Raw genomic sequence first — 18,971 nt, 5'->3', positions numbered from 1 at the left:
ATACTTTATCTTTTAAGTATAGAAAGCATTAATAAAAACATACTCCTATTCCACCAATCCCCAAATGGCAGCCAATAACTGGTCCTATTACATCAATTGTGATTTTAACATTAGGATGAATACTTTCAATTTGAGATTTTAACTTAAAAGCTTCTTCTTCGCATAATACATGACATACACTTATAGCATTAACATCTTCGGGAATTTTATTGATAATCTTATTAATAGCTCTAGCCTTCCTACGGGTATTTTCTAATAATTTAAGTTCCCCATCTTTTAGTTCTATAATTGGTTTTATATCTAAAGCAGAACCAACTGTTGACTGAAACTTACTAAGTCTGCCACCTCTCCTTAGATACTCTAATGTATCCACAGTAAAATATACATACATATTGTTCTTTTTGTTTTCGATATAAGACACAATATATTGACTATTCCTTCCTTCTTTTACCATTTTCACTGCATCTTCTACTAAAAATCGTAAATTTGAAGCTGTTTGAGTTGAATCCACAATAGCAATTTTTTTATCCTCCAACATATTCTTAGCTAGCAGAGCGTTACTATAAGTTCCGCTTAATTTAGAAGATATAAAAATGGCTATTATTTCATCATAACCTTCAGAAAAAGCTTTTTCAAATTCACTTAGAATATCCCCTGTAGAAGGTTGTGAAGTAGTAGGAAATGATTCAGTACTACTTAACCTATTAAAAAATTCATCAAATTCTCCTGGAAATCCCTCCTTTTCTGTTATACCATCGAGAGTATAACTTAATGGAATAATGGATACATCATTCTTTTCTGCATACTCTCTTGTTATATAACTGGTACTATCAGTTATAATTTTTATTTTACTCATATCACATTACCTCCTCATATAAATAATAGTCCTATTATATTTATTCGTATAATAGGACTATTATTTCATATTTTAAATTATTTTACAACTATATTATATATTTTTCCAGCCACGAATATTTCCTTTATTATATCTTTGCCTTCTATATGCCTCATTATACTTTCATTTTTCATAGCTTTCTCCCTAACAACTTCTTGAGGGTCATCAATATTTACTATTATTTTACCTCTAACCTTTCCATTAACTTGAACTGGTAATTCTATTACTTCCTCTTGGATTTTATCTTCATCATATTCAGGCCAAGTCTGTTCATGTAGCATTCCTCCTAAATTTACAATCTCCCAAAGTTCTTCAGTAATATGGGGTGCTACTGGATTTAATAATATCAAGAAGATTCTTAAATCTTCCTTAGTTATTTGACCAATATCATTAAACTCATTTAGTAAAGTCATTAAAGCAGCTATGGCAGTATTAAATTTTAAGCTTTCATAGTCTTCAGATACTTTTTTAATAGTCTTATGGATACTAGTTTCTAGCTCATCAGAATATTCATCTCCATCCACTACCATATCCTGTAATCTCCATACTCTTTCTAAAAATCTTCTACATCCTTTTACTCCATTCTCAGACCAAGGTACACTCTTTTCAAAATCTCCAATGAACATCTCATAAGTTCTTAAAGTATCGGCACCATATTCATTTACAATATCATCAGGATTTACCACATTACCTCTGGATTTTGACATCTTTTCATTATTTTCCCCAAGTATCATGCCATGGGCTGTTCTTTTCTTATAAGGTTCCTTACAAGACACTATTCCTATATCATATAAGAACTTATGCCAAAATCTTGAATACAATAAATGTAAAGTGGTATGTTCCATACCGCCATTATACCAGTCTACAGGTAACCAATAATCTAATTTTTCTTTACTTGCAAGTTCTCTATCGTTGTGGGGATCTGTATACCTTAAATAATACCAAGAAGATCCAGCCCATTGTGGCATAGTATCTGTTTCTCGCCTAGCCTTTCTACCACATTTAGGGCAAGTAGTTTCAACCCAATCAGTGATATTAGCCAATGGTGATTCTCCTGTATCCGTTGGCTCATAATTTTCAACTTCTGGTAATAGTACAGGTAATTCTTCTTCTGGCACAGGTACCCAACCACATTCATCGCAATGAACAAGAGGTATAGGTTCTCCCCAATATCTTTGACGGGAAAATATCCAATCTCTTAACTTATAATTGGTCTTTCTTACCCCAAGACCTTTTGCTTCTAACCAATTGCTTATCTTCTCTATTGCTTCTTTTACTTCCAAACCATTGATGAGTTCTGAATTTATTAAAGTTCCCGATTCTGTGTCAGTATAAGCTTCTTTATCAACATTCCCTCCTTTTACCACTTCTACTATAGGAAGATTAAATTTCTTTGCAAATTCCCAATCTCTATTATCATGAGCAGGTACTGCCATAATAGCACCAGTTCCATAGCTCATAAGTACATAATCAGATACCCATATAGGTATTTCTTTTTGATTTACTGGATTTATAGCTTTGAGCCCTTTTATTTCCACTCCTGTTTTTTCTTTTATAAGTTCTGTCCTTTCAAAATCAGATTTTTTACTTGCATATTCTTGATATTCTTTTATTTCATCTATATTTTTTATTTCTTCCGCATATTTTTTAATTAATGGATGTTCTGGTGCAATTACCATATAAGTAGCACCATAAAGAGTATCAGGTCTAGTAGTAAAAACTTTTAAAACATCGTCTTTTCCAGATATTTTAAAACTCACTTCCATACCTTCTGAACGTCCTATCCAATTAATTTGTTGGTTTTTAATACTTTCTAAATAATCTACATTTTCAAGATCATCAATAAGTCTATCTGCATACTCAGTAATCTTTAACATCCACTGATTTTTAGTCTTTCTTACTACCTCTTCACCACATCTTTCACAGCATCCCCCTACTACCTCTTCATTAGCTAAACCTATTTTACAGGAAGGACACCAATTAATAGGCATCTCACGTTTATAAGCCAATCCTTTTTCAAACATCTTAATAAAAATCCATTGAGTCCACTTATAATAGTTAGGATCAGTAGTATTTATTTCTCTAGACCAATCAAAGGAAAATCCTATTGATTTTAATTGTCGTTTAAACATTGCCACATTTTTTTTTGTAACTTCTCTTGGATGTATTTTATGTTTAATAGCAAAGTTTTCAGTAGGCAACCCAAAGGCATCCCAACCCATTGGAAACAATACATTATACCCTTGAAATCTTCTTTTTCTTGATACAATATCTAATGCAGTATAAGGTCTTGCATGACCAACATGCAATCCTTGCCCTGAAGGATATGGAAATTCAACTAAAGCATAAAATTTAGGTTTCTCCATATCTTCACTAGTTTCAAATACTTTTTTCTCTTCCCAAATATTTTGCCATTTTTTTTCAATTTCACTCGGTCTATATTCCTTCATCTTTTTACCTCCTCTTTGTTTTTAAATTAAAAAACCTTTCGTCAAAATAGAGACGAAAGGCATAATTCCGCGGTACCACTCTAAGTTGATAGTATTACACTATCCTCTTAAAACCTTAACGAAGTTAACGGTTAAAGCTACTAAAACTTCACTTTAACAACTCCAGGACGAGTTCAGCTAAAATCAATACTGTTTCCCACCAACCAACAGTTCTCTGAAATTGATGCAATAGCTTACTACTTCCCATCATTGATTATATACAATTTTAACAAGTATTATAGCAGATATATTTTAAAAAATCAAGGCAATTGCTTTCATTAAAATTCAGCTGATTTAACTGTTCTTGGAAATGGTATAACATCTCTTATGTTTTTCATTCCTGTCAAATACATAATTGCTCTTTCAAATCCTAAACCAAAACCTGCATGCTTAGTTCCTCCATATTTTCTAAGCTCTAAATACCACCAGTAGTCTTTCTTATCCATTCCCATTTCCTCTATTCTTCTCTCTAATACATCTAATCTTTCTTCCCTTTGACTACCACCTATTATTTCCCCTACTCCTGGTACCAGTAAATCCATAGCAGCTACAGTTTTTTCATCATCATTTAATCTCATATAAAATGCTTTTATATCCTTTGGATAATCAGTAACAAATACTGGCCCTTTAAATATTTTTTCTGAAATATATCTTTCATGCTCCGTTTGAAGATCTATTCCCCACTTTACTGGATATTGAAAATCTTCTTTAGAGTCTTCTAATATCTTTATAGCATCTGTATAAGTAATATGTCCAAATTCAGAATTTACTATGTTATCTAATCTATCAACTAATCCTTTATCTATGAAGGAATTAAAAAATTTCATCTCTTCTTTAGCATTATCCATCACATATTGAATAATATATTTCATCATATCTTCTGCCAATTTCATATTATCATTTAAGTCAGCAAAAGCAATCTCCGGCTCTACCATCCAAAACTCTGCTGCATGTCTTGGCGTATTAGAATTTTCTGCTCTAAAAGTAGGTCCAAAAGTATATACCTTTTTAAAAGCCAAAGCAAAAGCTTCTGCCTCTAATTGACCACTTACTGTTAAGTTAGTTTCTTTCCCAAAAAAATCCTTAGTAAAATCAACTTCCCCTTTCTCATTTAATGGAACATTTGCTAAATCTAAATCAGTTACACAGAACATTTCTCCAGCACCTTCTGCATCACTACCTGTTATTATTGGAGTATGAACATATACAAAATCTCTATCTTGAAAGAATTTATGGATAGCATGAGCTGCTAAAGACCTTACTCTAAATACAGCATTAAAGGTATTGCTCCTGGGTCTAAGATGAGCAATAGTTCTTAAATACTCAAAGGAATGCCTTTTTTTCTGTAAAGGATAATCATTGTGAGAATATCCTTCCACTTTTATATCCTTTGCATGGATTTCAAATGGTTGTTTTGCTTTCGGAGTTTCTACTAATACACCCTTAACAGCTATAGCACTACTTATAGGTAGTTTTTCTATTTCCTTAAAATTCTCTAATTTTTCATCAAACACTATCTGTAAATTTGTAAAAAAGGTTCCATCATTTATTTCTATAAAACCAATTTTTTTTGATGATCTAGATGTTCTTATCCAACCTTCTATTTCTACTTCCTTGTTCAGAAATTTTTCTGGATTTTCAAATATCTCTTTAATATCTAATCTCATACATATACTCCTTTCTTCTCTATATATTATAGAACTAAAAAACCTTTCATCCTGACAGGGACGAAAGGTTCGCGGTACCACCCTAATTGCTAAACATAGCCACTTTAAACTAAATATAACGGTTAAATCCGTCTAAGCCTACTCTCCTATAAGATTTCGGTTAGAGACTCAAGGATGTTTTTCAATATAGGCTTCGTATCGAGGTCCCACTATTCCCGACTCCCTGGAACTACCTCCCATACCTACTCTTCCTATCATAGTTTATATGAACTTTATATTATTATAATTTGATTAATCTTCTTTGTCAAATAATTTAGATAAACGCTCTTTTATTATTTTTTCATAACCATTATTGGTTGGGCAATAATATTTAGCATCTAAATATTCATCAGGCAAATACTGCTGTTTTACATAAGCATTTTTATAATCATGGGGATATTTATATCCCTTACCATGACCGAAACTAGCTGCCCCTTTATAAGAAGCATCTTTTAAATGTCCCGGTACTTTTCCAATAGGTTTGTTCCTTATATCCTCCAATGCCTTATTAATGCCCATGTAAGAAGCATTACTCTTTGGTGCACAAGCTACGTAGACTGCTGCTTGAGCTAGTACAATCCTACCTTCAGGCATTCCAATTACATCTACTGCATTGAAGGCAGCTACCGCAACCATTAAAGCTTGAGGATCTGCATTGCCTACATCTTCAGAAGCACATATTATTATTCTTCTTGCTATAAATTTAGGATCTTCTCCAGCATTTATCATCTTAGCAAGCCAATACAATGTAGCATCAGGATCTGATCCTCTCATACTTTTTATAAATGCAGAAATAGTATCATAATGTTCATCGCCACTTTTATCATATTTAGCTGATTTAACCAATATACATTCTTTTATAGTATCCAAATCAATATTTATTATTCCTTCATTATCTCTTGGAGTAGAAAGAACAGCTATTTCCAGAGAATTTAACGCGATTCTTCCATCCCCATCAGATATGGTTATTAGATAATCAATAGCTTCATCACTAATATTCACTTTATATTTGCCTAATCCTCTATCCTCATCCTTTAAGGCATTTAATATTATATCATAAATATCTTTTTTCCCTAAAGGTTTTAATGGAATAACCATCATCCTTGAAAGAAGAGCTTTGTTTACTTCAAAATAAGGATTTTCAGTAGTTGCACCAATTAAAATAATTATTCCTCTTTCAACAAAAGGAAGTAAAGCATCCTGTTGTGCTTTATTAAATCTATGAATTTCATCAATAAATAAAATTGTTCTCTTGTTATAAAGTTTTAATCCTTCCTCAGCTCTATGGATTACTTCTCTAATATCTTTTACCCCTGATGTAACTGCAGATAATTTTTCAAATTTCATATTAGTCGAATTAGCTATAATCATGGCTAATGTGGTCTTTCCAGTACCTGGTGGTCCATAAAATATCATAGATGTTATCCTATCTGCTTTTATAGCTCTATCTAAAAATTTCCCTTCTCCCAATATATGTTTTTGCCCAACAAACTCCTCTATAGTACTTGGTCTCATCCTATCAGCCAAAGGAGCATTTTTCTTTAATTGATTTTCCATATTTAAAGTAAATAAATCCACAATATTTCACCTATTCATCATTTTATTGTTATATTTTATAATACAATAGATAACTAATATAGTCAATAATGTCACATTTTTTGAATTTCCATAAAAAATAAAATAAAAGTGTACGAACATTAAATTTAGTTTATTTTTAATATTTCCATTTATAGGGAATACTTTTTCATCTTATATTGTAATGCTTGTCTTTTTATTCCTAACTGTTTTGCTGTTTGAGAAATATTATAGTCATTTTTCTCTAGAGCATTAGATATAACATCTTTTTCTATATTATCCAAATACTCTGGTAAAGATTGTTCAATATTAAAATCAGTAGTTTGGACATATATCCTATTAGAATCAAATACATTGGGGCATGTTACAAAATGTTCTTTTTTTAATAATGTACCATTATAATCTACATAATTCATTGCTCCCTCTATGGCATTTTCTAACTCTCTAACATTGCCAGGCCAAGAATATTTAAAAAAATATTCCAGTACCTCATCTTCAATTCCAATTATATTTTTATTTAATATAGGATTATACTTTCTTATAAAATAATCACACAATATAGGAATATCTTCTTGTCTTTCTCTTAAAGGAGGAATTTTTATATAGACTACATTTAATCTATAATATAAATCCCTTCTTAAAGTACCTTTTTTAACACTTTCCAAAGGATCCTCATTAGTAGTTGCAATTATCTTAACATCAATTGGAATATCTTTAACTCCTCCTATTCTACGTATATATTCTTCTTGAAGAACTCGTAACAATTTAGCCTGTAAACCAAGAGACATGGAATTTATTTCATCCAAAAGCAAAGTACCTCCATCCGCTTGTTCAAATATACCTTCCCTTTCAATTGCTCCAGTAAAGCCACCTTTTTCAGTTCCAAACAATATTCCTTCTAATAATGCTTCTGGTATAGCAGCACAATTTTGAGCTATAAAAGGTCTATTTCTTCTAATTCCTCCATAATGAATACTTTGAGCAAATAACTCTTTTCCAGTTCCCGTTTCTCCATATAGTAACACAGAAGAAGGAGAATTTCTGGCTTTTTTAGCTATTTTTATGGCTTTAAGCATCTGTTCATCTTTACCAATTATATCTTTAAAAGTATATTTCTTTTTCTTTTTTTTGCCTTTTTTATTTTCTTTATTGTCATAATTATTTTCTTTCAACTCTTGCTGTAACTCTATTAAATAATTAGATAACTTTTCCAAATAAGTTATGTCTTTTGATATTTCCAAAGCACCTAAAATTTCGCCTTTCCATAATAATGGTATTGTAGAATTAATAGTAGTTATTTTTTTCCCTTCATAATTTAAATAACTTTGAGTTTCATCTAATATAGATTCTCCAGTATTTAATACCTTAATTAAAGTGGAACTATCTTCATTTAAACTTGGGAAAACCTGCAATAAATCTTTATTCATTACCTGTTTTATATCTAGTCCTTCTAATTTTGACATAGCCTCATTATATAATATGGTTTTCCTGTTTTCATCTATTACATGAATTCCAATATCTACATGATTCAAAATATTTTGCAATATGATTTTATTTAAATCAACTTTTCCCATAATCATCCTCACCCTGTTAATTAACTCTCGATTAAACCTTTTAAGAATTAATTTTAATAGCCGCAATCATTCTATTCTTAGTACCTTTCTCTTTTCTATAAGAATAAAATTTATCATTATGACAAGAAGTACATGCTTTAGTCACAGCTATATTTTCTTTTCTTACACCTTTGTCCCTAATTTGAAGATAGTTTACCTTCCATAAATCTAAATATAATTTATTATGCCTTTTTTCAATGATGTTATCAAATTTATTATACTTATTCATAAACTGAAAAGCTAAATCCTTTCCAACTTCATAGCAACATGGTCCTATAGAAGGTCCTATACCCACCAATACATTATCTATATTAGAATTATATCTATCAATCATCAAATCAAGCATTTTTCCACTAATATTTCCATATGTTCCTTTCCAGCCACCATGAGCTAATCCTATCACTTTTTTATTATAATCATAAAAATATATGGGAACACAGTCTGCATGATAAGTAATAAGTACTATATTAGGTACATTAGTTATCATTCCATCTGCTTTTATATTAGCAGTTTTTTCATTATTTTTTATATCCTCATCTACTACTAATATATTAGTACCGTGGACCTGAGTTAATCCAATTATATTTTCTTCTGGCACATTAAACAGTTTTAATAATTTTTCAACTTTATTATTTTCCCACCCTAATCTAGAAGTAAATAAATGACTAACATTTCTATTGTAGAACAGCTCCATTTGAAAAAATGTAAGGCCATCCTCAATTCGCTCAATAATTTCCACTTTATCACCTCATCCATCTATTCTCCATTTTCTTCATTGAGTAGTTTCTTCAATTCATCCATAAAGGTATTTATATCCTTAAATTGCCTATATACAGATGCAAATCTTACATAAGCCACTTCATCTATATCTCTCAATTTATTCATCACCATTTCTCCAATATATTGACTAGTTATTTCTTTCTCCATTGAATTATATAATTCTCTTTCAATCTCGTCCACCATTCCTTCTATAGTACTTAAAGGAACTGGACGTTTCTCACAAGCTTTTAATATACCATTCAATATCTTATTTCTATCATAAGCTTCCCTAGTACCGTCTTTCTTCACAATGATTAAAGGCATAGATTCTACTTTTTCATAGGTTGTAAATCTTCTAAAACATCTAGTACATTCCCTTCTCCTTCTAATGGCTTGTCCTTCATCTGTAGGCCTTGAATCTATTACTTTTGTATCATAATAATCGCAAAATGGACATTTCATATATACACCCCACAATTTTCTATTTATCTTGATTATAATATATAGTCTTTCAATTGTCTAATAACTATTTATTATTCAATATCCATATCTACTAATATTGTATCTGTGCCAATACGAACTATGTTCTTCCAATTAATTATCAAATCATTATTTTTCCCAAATAAACCTAATATCTTTCCAGGACGAGGTATTATAACTGCTACCACATTACCATTTTCTAAATCTATTTCAAAATCATAAATAAACCCAATTTTAACACCATCTCTTATATTAATAACTTCTTTTTCACTCATTTCCGATAATTTAACCATTACTCCACCTCTTTTTACGCACTTCTTTTATATATTTATATTAATATGTTTATATTAATATGTTTATGAATATGGATAATTTTTTTGTGGAGTAATGGTTAATATTAAATTAGTTTTCTCATCTGCCTTAAAGCATTCTTTTCCAATCTAGATACCTGAGCTTGAGATATCCCTATTTCCTCTGCTACTTCCATTTGCGTCTTACCTTCATAAAACCGTAAATTTAATATTAATTTTTCTCTTTGATCCAATTTGTCTATGGCCTCTTTTAAAGCAATCTCTTGAAGCCATACTTCGTCTTCAGATTTTTTATCTTTTACTTGATCCATAATATATATGGCATCTCCACTGTCATGATAAATAGGTTCAAATAAGGAGATAGGCTCTTGAATTGCATCTAGGGCAAATACTATTTCTTCTTTTGGCAAATTTAGTTCTTCAGCTATTTCATTGATAGTTGGTTCTTTTAAATTTTTATTAATTAATTGTTCTCTAGCCTGAAGAGCTTTATAAGCTGTATCTCTTAAAGATCTACTTACCCTAATAGAATTATTATCTCTTAAATATCTTCTAATTTCTCCTATTATCATAGGTACTGCATAAGTTGAAAATCTTACATTTTGACTTAAATCAAAATTATCTATAGCTTTTATAAGCCCTATACATCCTACCTGAAACAAATCATCTACATCTTCACCTCTTCTATTAAATCGTTGAATAATACTAAGTACTAATCTTAAATTACCTTGTATAAACTCCTCTCTTGCTTTCATATCTCCTGCTTTTATTTTTATAAATAATTCTTGCATTTCTTCATTTGTTAATACTGGTAATTTAGAAGTATTAACCCCACAAATTTCAACTTTGTTTGTATGCAATTGTTTCATTCCTTTCTCCAAGTTTTGCCCCTTTTCAATTAAAATTATTGCCTCTATTATTTTTTTTATTCAAAATTTTTTTGTAACAATTATCCATCTATAATATAAATTTATTCTAAGATAAAAATACGCTTTCTAAGAATAAAGAAAAAATCTAATTATTCTTAGAAAGCATACATTTTCTTTAATTTACTGTATTAATAATTCCTTAAAATTTACATTAATCTAACCATTTCCTTCCTTAATCTCTTTATAATTCTTTTTTCTAACCTAGAAATATATGATTGAGATATACCTAATATATCTGCTACTTCCTTTTGAGTCTTTTCTTTCCCACTTTTTAATCCAAATCTCAATTCTACTATAGTTTTTTCTTTTCCAGACAATTTATCTATAGCTTGATTTAATAATTCTTTATCTACCTCTTCTTCTAAACACTTAAAAATAATATCTCCATCAGTTCCTAATATATCTGATAATAAAAGCTCATTGCCATCCCAATCAACATTTAATGGTTCATCTAAAGATACCTCCATTTTTAATTTACTATTTCGCCTTAAATACATAAGTATCTCATTTTCTATACATTTAGAAGCATAAGTAGCTAATTTAATATTTTTATCTGGATCAAAAGTATTAACAGCTTTTATAAGACCAATAGTTCCAATTGAAATTAAATCTTCTATACATATGCCTGTATTTTCAAATTTTCTTGCTATATATACTACCAAGCGTAAGTTTCTTTCTATTAAAATACTTCTAATGCTGTCATCATGTTTTAATTTCTTTAAATAATAGCTTTCTTCTTCTGCATTTAAAGGTGGAGGTAAAACTTCTCCACTTCCAATATAGTAAATACTATCTATTAGCTTAAGTTTATGCATTATTTTATTAAGATATAAATTAAATTTAAATAAACTTTTTTTCAACGCATTTCCTCCTATCCTAATAATTCTGGATGTAATAACCCATTATAAATTTCATCAGACGCTAATCTATCATTGTATATAGCAACTATTATATCATCGCTTAAATTCTTTGTTTCCGATTCTAAGTATACTTTTATCTTGTCTGGTTTAAAACCAATTAAAATACCATTATCATTTCCTAAAGATTTAAAAGGTATTAAACGAAGTTTAATATCATCTGAAACCTCTTCCATTACTTCGCTTATCTTAATTAAATCTAATTTCTGATTGGACTTATACATGTTTTTTATAGAATCAGGAAGTATACTTTTTAAAGCTCTATATTCTGCAATAAGTACAGGTTTTTTAGATATTGGCTCCTTAAGAGAATTGCCTGTATCTATAAGGGCTATAAGTTCAACTTCTTTATCATTTAGACCTATAGAGACATTAGCTATAAAATTTTCTTTCCTAATTTTTACCTGATAAAATTTAAGTATATATCTTATAAGAACTAACGCAATTGTTATACCAATAATTAAAAATTTAATTAATTCATCAGAATTTTTAAAGGAAATTCCTGTAAAAATAAAACTATTGTTTAAAATGTAAAAAATTCCAATTATTGCACCTGCAAATACAAAAGATACCATATAAAAAGCTGAAATTTGCTTTAAAAATTGATTTAACTTTTCTGGATTAAAAGCTATTATTATCATTAATATGGAAATAGATAACTTAATTATCATTTTACCCATAAATTGTAACGAAGGAAAAAAAGCTACTAATGTATAAATAGAACCTATCAATGCGGAAATAAATAATCTTATATTAGCGGTTTTAGATTTTGTAATTTTTTTAGTTACATATAATATAATATAATTAATTATTATATTCTCTATCAACAAGTATTCTGCATATACATACAACTCAATACCTCCTTTAAAAATATCTATACTAAAAACATATTCAAAACTAAAATATTTATGTCCATTATACAAAATTTATAGATAAAAATTTGTCGCTATTTATACAATAAAAAAAATAAAAAAAACGTATCTCAACTTTGAGAAACGTTTTTTGACATAAAATTTAATTTTTATGGTTAGTCCTTTTTTCTTAAAAATGTAGGAATATCTAAATCATCTAAATCAAATTGGCTAGTAGCAGCACTTTCATCCTGTAATTCAGATCCTTTTATAAAAGTTTTTCTAAGTACTCTATCTTTATCAAATCCTGTCGCAATTACTGTTATTTTTATTTCTTCTTTTAAAGATTCATCTATACCTGCCCCAAATATGATATTTGCGTCCTGATCAACTGATTGCCTTATTAAATCTGCTGCTTCATTCACCTCAAATAGTCCTAAATCTTCACCACCTGTAATATTTAATAATACTGCTTTAGCTCCATCAATCGAAGTTTCTAATAATGGACTTTTTATTGCCTGCTTTGCAGCCTCTACTGCTCTATTTTCTCCTGAAGCTTTGCCAATACCCATATGAGCTATACCTTGATTCTGCATAATAGTTTTAACATCAGCAAAATCTAAATTGATTAAATTAGGAACAGCTATTAAGTCAGAAATTCCTTGTATACCTTGTTTAAGAACCTCATCAGCCATGATAAAAGCTTCTACCATGGTAGTTTTCTTCTCTGCTACCTGCAATAATCTATCATTTGGTATAGTTACTAGTGTATCAACCTTATCCTTTAACTCTTCAATTCCCTTTTCAGCTTGAACTGCTCTTTTTCTTCCTTCGAAAGTAAACGGTTTAGTCACTACTCCTACTGTTAATATTCCTAATTCTTTTGCAGCTTCAGCAACTATAGGAGCTGCTCCAGTGCCTGTACCACCTCCCATGCCTGCAGTAATAAATACCATATCAGCACCTTTCAATGCTTCCACAATTTCATTTCTATTTTCTTCAGCTGCTTTCATACCAATTTCTGGATTAGCACCAGCTCCTAATCCTTTAGTCAACTTCTCTCCAATTTGTAATTTATGTTCTGCTCTTGATGAATATAAAGCTTGCCTATCTGTATTTATTGCAATAAATTCTACACCTCTTACTCCACATTCAATCATCCTATTTATTGCATTATTGCCGCCTCCACCAACTCCTAAAACTTTTATCTTTGCAAATTCTTCAACTTCCACATCAAAATCAAACACAAGTTTTTACCCCCTTCTCTATTGGTTAAAAAGCTAATATAGAATTAATACTTTATACAAATAAATATAATAAATACTTTTATATTTTAAAACACAAATATTTAAATTATTATTTATTACTCTTCTACTTTTGTTTCTGATTTCCGCTTATTTAAAAGAATTCTTCTAATACTAGCAAAATTTTCAAATAATCTTCCACCAAATGTAAATATAGCAGCATAATATAATGGTACTCCAAGTCTATCACCAATATAAGCTAAAAAAGCTGCTAATATAGCATTTCCGAAAAATCCTGATATAAAAATACTACTATCAAATTTCTTTTCTAGATTAGCTTTTATCCCACCAAAAACTGAATCTAAGCATGCCAATATAGCTACAGAAATGTACAATGAATAAGCTGCATTATAAGTAAAAGGTAAAACAAGTCCAATCACCAATCCAATAACTATACCTATCAGTGCAAAAAACATATTAATCACCTTCTTTTAATGGTTTAGCATATTTAAAATTAAATTTCCCATTGTATGCTGGAATTCTTATATTGTCCTCAGTAGTTAATTCTATATATATTTGATCAATGTGTTTCAATGCATAAGCATAAGTATTAGGTGCATTTATTGCTGCTGATAATAATTTTGGATTACCTATGGCTTTGATTACAAAAGGAGTTCCTAAACTTTTACCATTAACCCTAATAATTGGACCTCCGCATTTAATTTCAGACATAGATAAAATCCTTTGCCCATTTACACTTATAGCTTCTGCTTCAGCACATCTTAAATCATTTATAATTCTTAATACATCTATATCATGAATTACATCTGAATTAAAGTTTTCACCAAAAGGTCCTTCAGCCATATTATCTTGCATTGTAATAATAACTCCTGGACCTTCCACTTCTTCAAATCCAGCAAGATTTTTATATTTTTCCAATTCATCATTTAATACATCTATAATATTTTCATCACCACTGGCTATACTTTCCAACACGTTTAATTGTTCTTCCTTTTCTTTAAGTAATGCATTTAAATCCTCTATCTCTTTATTCAATGTATCTATATTATCTTTAGTTGTTTGAATTGACCTTAAGGTAACAGGCGCAATAGTTGGTGTATTTTGCTTAAATTGCCCTGCCATAAACATGCCTAGAAAAATAGAAAAAATTAATATTATAATACTAGGTTTTTTAACATTATTCATATTTATCACCTATATTTAATTTGAATCTTGCTCTACTGGTTTTGCATATATAAATTCTTTTAACTTTCTATATTTTGGTACTTGAACATTTTTCTCTTTTGTTAAATGAACATTATAATCATAATATTCCAATGTCCATATAATTCCTCCTTTAATAGCTAAAGCTGATTCTAAAGTTTCTGGATCTCCAATAGCTTTTATTATAATTGGTGAACCAATAGACACACCATTTATCTCAATATGGTTTCCAGCTTTTTCTATCTCTGTAAAAGAAGTATAACGTTGATCATTAATAGAAATTGCTTCTGCTTCAGCTGCATTTAAAACACTGATAATTTGAAGAATTAAATCCACATCATCTGCAATTGTATATTCAATTCCAAATTGTAAATCAACGGGTGGGTCTTGAATTTCCAATACTATCCCAGGTCCTTCTAAATCTACATATCCTGCTAACGTTCTATATCTTTCCAAATCCTTATAAAGATTTTCAGCATATACATTGCTTTCTGCTTCACCCTTTTCATACAATTTTATCTTCTCTTCTAATTCAGATAAAGCTTTTAATGCTGCATCTCTTTCTTCTTGAGCTTTTTTCAACTCTATAGCTAATTGTTGTGCTCTTTGAGTAGGTAATACGCCTTCCCCTAAAGTCTTATTTACAGTTTTAAATTGTACGGCCAATATAATACCTAGAAATAGCGAAACCATAGTAATTGCCAATCGACCATTTGATTTTTTCATATAAATCCCCCTATTAATCATCTATAATCACAACTGGATTTTCACCTTTATTTAATAGAATTTGTTTTGCAGTTATATCTTTTTTATCCAAATCTTTTAAAATTTCATATAAGAAGCTTAATTTATATTTTACATTATCTAAGGGACCAAAAGCAACCTTAATACCACTTATTAATTCAATATTTATATTATCATTATCAGAAAAATTAATATATTTCATTAGTTTTAATAAATCCATCTGTTTGCTTAATTTTAAAAACTCCTTATGTGCTTGTCTATCATCACTAAATAAATTCTCTCCTGGTATTACATCTATTAATTCAATACCAAAAATTTGAGGTAATTTACTTTGAGCTTTCTTTTCCTTTATAGATAAAACATTACCTTCTTCATCTATGTAAACAAAAGCACCAATGTAAGGTACTATTGCAACTTCTTCTCGTTCTTCCACCTGGATTAGTAGGGTTTTAGGTAATTTCCTCTTAACTTTTGCTTCTTTTATATATGGTAATTTCTTTAAATTTTCTTCCCCCAATTTTTTACTAATTTTAAAAATATTTTCCCCTTTCGTATAGGTAGATGCATTGAGTATCTCACTATAACTCATCTTTCCATTGCCAACTATTTGAATTTTTTCTATATTAAAAAAATTAGTATCAAATACAAATAAATATATAAGACCTAATGTCAATATAAATAAAATAAATTTTAAAAAAATTTTCCTTCTTTTTTTCCCTCTGTGTTTTTTGTTCTTTTTCATAATTTTGCATCACCTACTCGCTTGTCCATCATTGTTTAAGCAGCAAATGCTGCTATTCTACTAATTCAATATTAGCACCAAGACCTTTTAAGATTTTATGAAAATCTTCATATCCTCTTTTTATATGATAAACATTTTCTATTTCAGTCCTTCCCTTTGCTACTAACCCAGCTAGCACTAAACTTGCACCTCCTCTTAAATCCTTAGCAGTAGTCTTTGTACCAGTTAATTCTTTTACTCCCTTTATAATTGCTACTTTACCAAAAGTTTTAATATTTGCACCCATTCTAATTAACTCTTCAACATGTTTAAATCTATTTTCAAACACTGTTTCTGATATAATACTAATGCCATTAGCAATGCTCAATAATGCCATAATCTGTGCTTGCATATCTGTTGGAAAACCAGGGTAAGGTAAAGTTTGTACCATTTCTATTGAATTTATCCTCTCAGGTCCTATTATCTTTAAAGAATTTTCATCACTGTATATTAAGCAGCCAGCCTCTTTTAGTTTTGCAATTACTGCTTGAAGATGGTCTGTAATAATATTTTTTAATATAATTTCTCCTCGTGTAATTGCAGAAGCTATCATATAAGTTCCAGCAACTATCCTATCTGGCATGGTGTAATGAGTAACATCTTTCTTAAATTCATTTACCCCTTCTATTATTATAACACTTGTTCCGGCTCCGCTTATCCTAGCTCCAGCTTTATTTAAATAATTTTGTAAATCTACTATTTCTGGTTCTCTGGCTGCATTTCGAATAATGGTAGTACCTTCAGCTTTAACAGCAGCTAATATTATATTTTCTGTTGCACCTACACTAGGATAGTCAAGCTGTATTTCAGTTCCTTTAAGTTTACTTGCCCTACAATGTATAAAACCATAAGACTCCTCTATCTCTGCACCTAAGTCTTTTAATGCTTTTAAATGCATATCTATAGGTCTAGGTCCTATTTCACATCCTCCAGGATAACTTATGATTACTTCGCCACATCGAGACAACATTGCACCCATAAGTATTATAGACGATCTCATTTCTCTTGCTAACTCATCTGGAATTTTCACTTGATCTAAAGGTTTAGAATTAACCCACATAATATTATCTACGCGTTTTATCGTGCAACCGAGAGCTAGAAGTATTTTCTCCATAACTTCTACATCTCTCAGATTTGGAACATTAAAAATTGTACTTTCATTACCTTCAACTACAGTAGCTGCTAATATAGGTAAAATTGCATTTTTAGCACCTGAAACATTTACCTCTCCAGTCAATCTATTCCCACCATATAAAATTATTCTATCCATTATTGCACCTCCAATATGCTAATGCTTAAGTATATCACCATATTATGCACACATATTGGAAGTGTTACAAAGTTGTTTACATTATTAAGGAATCAATAATATCTACAATTTTATCCACTGCATTGATCCTACCTATTTTTTTACTATTTTTACGCATATTTTCTAATATCTTTTTATCTTTTATAAGAGTATAAATTGCTTTCTCTAGTTTATCTCCTGTTAAATCCTTTTCCAATATTACTAAAGAAGCACCATTCTGTTCAAAAACTCTTGCATTATACTCTTGATGATTTTCTGCAGTATAACCTTTCGGTATAAGAATACTGGGAATACCAACTGCAGAAATTTCTGCCAAAGTTATCGCACCAGCTGAAGTTATAACCAAATCTGCTATATTAATAGCTTTTGGCATATCATAAAAATAAGGAAAAACTCTTATATTATTATTTAATTTCACTCTTTCTTCTTTCAATCTATTCATAAAATCTTCATAAAACCGCTTACCAGTAACATGGAATATTTGAAAATGATCTTTAGATATATTATTTTTAATCACATATAACATAGCATCATTTAATTTTTTTTGTCCGCCACTTCCTCCAAAAGATAATATAAATGGAACATTGGGATTAACATTTAAATCTCTATAAGCTTTATTTAAATCTACCTCCAATATACTCTTTCGTATTGGATTGCCTGTAACAATAACCTTTTCGGGATATTTAAAATATTTAATAGATTCTTCAAAAGTAACTAAAACCTTATCTACATATCTAGAAAGAATTTTGTTTGTAATTCCAGGGAATGCATTTTGTTCATGAATTATGGTAGGTATTTTTTTCTTACTAGCTTTGTAAACTACTGGACCACATACATAACCTCCTGTACCAATTACTATATCAGGATTAAACTCCTTAATAATTCTATTAGCGTCTTTAAGACCTAAAAATAATTCCTTTAATGCTATGAAAGCTTCCTTATTAATACGTCTAGGCATACCCTTTACTCTTATAGTCCTAAATTCATAACCTTCTCTAGGTACTAATTCAGATTCCAATCCCTTTTCTGTACCAACATATAAAATTTTTGCATTTTTATGCCTTTTTCTTATTTCATTTGCTATAGCTAAAGCTGGATAAATATGTCCTCCAGTTCCTCCACCTGTAATTAAGTAGCGCATAAT

18 protein-coding genes and 2 other annotated features are annotated in these 18,971 nt (G+C 29.7%); all 18 genes read right to left on the bottom strand.

From position 1 onward, the window contains the following. Window positions 1-28: 28 nt before the first annotated feature. The 18 genes from JL105_RS04425 to murG all read right to left on the bottom strand — a co-directional run bounded on the left by JL105_RS04425 (window position 29) and on the right by murG (window position 18,968). Window positions 29-856 carry a DegV family protein gene (locus JL105_RS04425; protein WP_132026001.1) on the bottom strand — a complete coding sequence of 276 codons (828 nt, stop codon included), beginning with the start codon at window positions 854-856 and terminating at the stop codon, window positions 29-31. Between the two features lie 77 nt (window positions 857-933). Further along, entirely contained in the window at window positions 934-3,345 is a 2,412-nt protein-coding gene (gene leuS / locus JL105_RS04420; protein WP_132025998.1) for a leucine--tRNA ligase, read from the bottom strand. 45 nt (window positions 3,346-3,390) lie between these two features. After that, window positions 3,391-3,604 (bottom strand) — a binding site (T-box leader). A gap of 58 nt (window positions 3,605-3,662) precedes the next feature. Continuing rightward, a complete protein-coding gene (gene asnS, locus JL105_RS04415) occupies window positions 3,663-5,051 on the bottom strand; it encodes an asparagine--tRNA ligase (RefSeq protein ID WP_132025996.1) in 1,389 nt (462 codons plus the stop codon). A gap of 53 nt (window positions 5,052-5,104) precedes the next feature. Next, window positions 5,105-5,318: a binding site (T-box leader), on the bottom strand. Window positions 5,319-5,342: 24 nt separating this feature from the next. After that, a complete protein-coding gene (locus JL105_RS04410) occupies window positions 5,343-6,668 on the bottom strand; it encodes a replication-associated recombination protein A (protein WP_202690623.1) in 1,326 nt (441 codons plus the stop codon). Between the two features lie 149 nt (window positions 6,669-6,817). Continuing rightward, window positions 6,818-8,239, bottom strand: a complete 1,422-nt coding sequence (locus JL105_RS04405) for a sigma-54 interaction domain-containing protein (protein ID WP_132025994.1) — start codon at window positions 8,237-8,239, stop codon at window positions 6,818-6,820. Between the two features lie 40 nt (window positions 8,240-8,279). Beyond that, on the bottom strand, window positions 8,280-9,017 hold the full coding sequence (gene pgeF, locus JL105_RS04400; protein ID WP_132025992.1) for a peptidoglycan editing factor PgeF: 738 nt from the start codon (window positions 9,015-9,017) through the stop codon (window positions 8,280-8,282). Window positions 9,018-9,034: 17 nt separating this feature from the next. Next, window positions 9,035-9,499 carry a transcriptional regulator NrdR gene (gene nrdR, locus JL105_RS04395; RefSeq protein WP_132025990.1) on the bottom strand — a complete coding sequence of 155 codons (465 nt, stop codon included), beginning with the start codon at window positions 9,497-9,499 and terminating at the stop codon, window positions 9,035-9,037. Window positions 9,500-9,570: 71 nt separating this feature from the next. Further along, window positions 9,571-9,810 carry a YlmC/YmxH family sporulation protein gene (locus tag JL105_RS04390; protein ID WP_132025988.1) on the bottom strand — a complete coding sequence of 80 codons (240 nt, stop codon included), beginning with the start codon at window positions 9,808-9,810 and terminating at the stop codon, window positions 9,571-9,573. 104 nt (window positions 9,811-9,914) lie between these two features. Next, window positions 9,915-10,697 (bottom strand): RNA polymerase sporulation sigma factor SigG, encoded by a 783-nt coding sequence (gene sigG / locus JL105_RS04385; RefSeq protein WP_337907518.1) that lies wholly within the window; start codon window positions 10,695-10,697, stop codon window positions 9,915-9,917. 206 nt (window positions 10,698-10,903) lie between these two features. Next, on the bottom strand, window positions 10,904-11,617 hold the full coding sequence (gene sigE, locus JL105_RS04380; RefSeq protein ID WP_249038402.1) for an RNA polymerase sporulation sigma factor SigE: 714 nt from the start codon (window positions 11,615-11,617) through the stop codon (window positions 10,904-10,906). Between the two features lie 11 nt (window positions 11,618-11,628). After that, window positions 11,629-12,525 carry a sigma-E processing peptidase SpoIIGA gene (gene spoIIGA / locus JL105_RS04375; RefSeq protein WP_158279973.1) on the bottom strand — a complete coding sequence of 299 codons (897 nt, stop codon included), beginning with the start codon at window positions 12,523-12,525 and terminating at the stop codon, window positions 11,629-11,631. Window positions 12,526-12,701: 176 nt separating this feature from the next. Beyond that, a complete protein-coding gene (ftsZ, locus tag JL105_RS04370; RefSeq protein ID WP_132025984.1) occupies window positions 12,702-13,772 on the bottom strand; it encodes a cell division protein FtsZ in 1,071 nt (356 codons plus the stop codon). 116 nt (window positions 13,773-13,888) lie between these two features. After that, window positions 13,889-14,245 carry a small basic family protein gene (locus tag JL105_RS04365; RefSeq protein WP_132025982.1) on the bottom strand — a complete coding sequence of 119 codons (357 nt, stop codon included), beginning with the start codon at window positions 14,243-14,245 and terminating at the stop codon, window positions 13,889-13,891. A gap of 1 nt (window position 14,246) precedes the next feature. Next, the gene (locus JL105_RS04360) at window positions 14,247-14,975 is read right to left on the bottom strand and encodes a DUF881 domain-containing protein (RefSeq protein ID WP_132025980.1); all 729 of its coding nucleotides are present in this window, start codon (window positions 14,973-14,975) and stop codon (window positions 14,247-14,249) included. A 15-nt stretch (window positions 14,976-14,990) separates the two neighbouring features. Next, window positions 14,991-15,719: a DUF881 domain-containing protein gene (locus JL105_RS04355; protein ID WP_132025978.1), complete on the bottom strand. Its 729-nt coding sequence runs from the start codon at window positions 15,717-15,719 to the stop codon at window positions 14,991-14,993. 13 nt (window positions 15,720-15,732) lie between these two features. Then, a complete protein-coding gene (locus JL105_RS04350; RefSeq protein ID WP_132025976.1) occupies window positions 15,733-16,479 on the bottom strand; it encodes a cell division protein FtsQ/DivIB in 747 nt (248 codons plus the stop codon). Window positions 16,480-16,531: 52 nt separating this feature from the next. Continuing rightward, complete coding sequence (gene murA / locus JL105_RS04345) at window positions 16,532-17,788, bottom strand: UDP-N-acetylglucosamine 1-carboxyvinyltransferase (RefSeq protein ID WP_132025974.1); 1,257 nt, start codon at window positions 17,786-17,788, stop codon at window positions 16,532-16,534. Between the two features lie 76 nt (window positions 17,789-17,864). Next, a complete protein-coding gene (gene murG / locus JL105_RS04340; RefSeq protein ID WP_132025972.1) occupies window positions 17,865-18,968 on the bottom strand; it encodes an undecaprenyldiphospho-muramoylpentapeptide beta-N-acetylglucosaminyltransferase in 1,104 nt (367 codons plus the stop codon). Window positions 18,969-18,971 lie beyond the last annotated feature (3 nt).

The organism is Keratinibaculum paraultunense, assembly GCF_016767175.1.
GTDB classification, from domain to species: Bacteria; Bacillota; Clostridia; order Tissierellales; family Tepidimicrobiaceae; genus Keratinibaculum; species Keratinibaculum paraultunense.
This window is presented reverse-complemented; position numbering and strand designations above follow the sequence as displayed.

Coding starts and splice junctions, on each gene's coding strand:
- sigG (WP_337907518.1), bottom strand. CDS start 10,697: ATGAAACAATTGCATACAAACAAAGTTGAAATTTGTGGGGTTAATACT.
- JL105_RS04365 (WP_132025982.1), bottom strand. CDS start 14,245: ATGTTTTTTGCACTGATAGGTATAGTTATTGGATTGGTGATTGGACTT.
- JL105_RS04360 (WP_132025980.1), bottom strand. CDS start 14,975: ATGAATAATGTTAAAAAACCTAGTATTATAATATTAATTTTTTCTATT.
- nrdR (WP_132025990.1), bottom strand. CDS start 9,499: ATGAAATGTCCATTTTGCGATTATTATGATACAAAAGTAATAGATTCA.
- JL105_RS04425 (WP_132026001.1), bottom strand. CDS start 856: ATGAGTAAAATAAAAATTATAACTGATAGTACCAGTTATATAACAAGA.
- leuS (WP_132025998.1), bottom strand. CDS start 3,345: ATGAAGGAATATAGACCGAGTGAAATTGAAAAAAAATGGCAAAATATT.
- JL105_RS04350 (WP_132025976.1), bottom strand. CDS start 16,479: ATGAAAAAGAACAAAAAACACAGAGGGAAAAAAAGAAGGAAAATTTTT.
- murA (WP_132025974.1), bottom strand. CDS start 17,788: ATGGATAGAATAATTTTATATGGTGGGAATAGATTGACTGGAGAGGTA.
- JL105_RS04405 (WP_132025994.1), bottom strand. CDS start 8,239: ATGGGAAAAGTTGATTTAAATAAAATCATATTGCAAAATATTTTGAAT.
- JL105_RS04355 (WP_132025978.1), bottom strand. CDS start 15,719: ATGAAAAAATCAAATGGTCGATTGGCAATTACTATGGTTTCGCTATTT.
- asnS (WP_132025996.1), bottom strand. CDS start 5,051: ATGAGATTAGATATTAAAGAGATATTTGAAAATCCAGAAAAATTTCTG.
- JL105_RS04390 (WP_132025988.1), bottom strand. CDS start 9,810: ATGGTTAAATTATCGGAAATGAGTGAAAAAGAAGTTATTAATATAAGA.
- murG (WP_132025972.1), bottom strand. CDS start 18,968: ATGCGCTACTTAATTACAGGTGGAGGAACTGGAGGACATATTTATCCA.